This is a genomic window from Endozoicomonas sp. SESOKO2 (assembly GCF_024606245.1).
Lineage (GTDB): Bacteria > Pseudomonadota > Gammaproteobacteria > Pseudomonadales > Endozoicomonadaceae > Endozoicomonas_A.
This window is the reverse complement of record NZ_JAHHPQ010000695.1, coordinates 1-1,019: the sequence shown is the minus strand read 5'-3', so window position 1 is coordinate 1,019 and position 1,019 is coordinate 1. Positions and strand designations below refer to the sequence as shown.

Here is a 1,019-nt window from a genome sequence, read left to right as displayed (position 1 = left end):
TTATCCTCCTGTATTCTTTCCACGCCATTTTGTAACTGTGCGATAGGCTCCCGAAGCTTCTTTCGGTAATATACCGCCGCAGCCGCTCCAATCCCGACAGCAATATAAAAAACAGGCAGACCAACCATAGCAGCATAAGAGCCATAATAGATGACAGTATCCCATCTGCTTAAAGGCTGCCATGTGATATTGTTGTTATCAATATCCAAAATATAATTGCCTGTGTTCTCATCCATCTGAAAATCAGGGGAATTTATCGTCATATACCGTTTCTTTAATATTTCATGCTGCACTTGGTTTGCCGCAAAGATAGTGACAGACGATAACAGGGCAATCACACATATCGTAATTAAAAAAGTAACTGCCATAGATGTCCTAAGCGACTTTGTTTTTATTTTGCCCATTTATAACCAACTCCCCATACTGTTTCAATATAGTTTTTATCCGTATGAACTGACAGCTTATTCCGTATCTTTCGTATTTGTTCTTTTACTACAATGCTATCGCCCTCGCCATGATATCCCCAAAGTTTTTCATAGATAGTTTCCCTGTCAAAAACCATGCCTGCATTTTGGGAAAGAAAACGGATAATCTCAAATTCTTTATTTGAGAAGTCCATCTGTTCCTTACCATAAAATACCGTTCGGCTATTGTAATCAATAATCAATTCCTCATCAAACCTTAGATTTTCTGCCGTGCCTTTTCTTTCTTCACGCCGAAGGTGCGCCGAAATTCTTGCCAATAATTCATCCATGCGAAAAGGTTTCGTAATATAATCATCCCCGCCGACAGACAGCCCTTTTATCACATCCCGTTCCGTTACCCGTGCTGTCAAAAAAATAATCGGGCAGGATATATGCCCTCGGATAAGCTGGCACAACTCCAGCCCATCCATTTCTGGCATATTGATATCCAACAATATAATATCTGGTATTACGTTTAATAGTTCTAACGCTTTTTTTGCATTTTCCGCCGTATATACGGAAAATTCTTCTCCTAAACATTTTTCCATCATGGAT

General features: G+C 39.5%; 2 protein-coding genes. Both read right to left on the bottom strand.

The window, feature by feature from the left end:
• Positions 1-404, bottom strand: a 404-nt coding sequence (locus tag KDK17_RS16875; RefSeq protein ID WP_257288610.1) for a hypothetical protein, incomplete at its 3' end; no start/stop codon positions are given.
• The coding region (locus KDK17_RS16870) for a response regulator transcription factor (RefSeq protein WP_257288609.1) at positions 392-1,019 on the bottom strand (628 nt) is incomplete at its 5' end. The genes KDK17_RS16875 and KDK17_RS16870, both read right to left, overlap by 13 nt.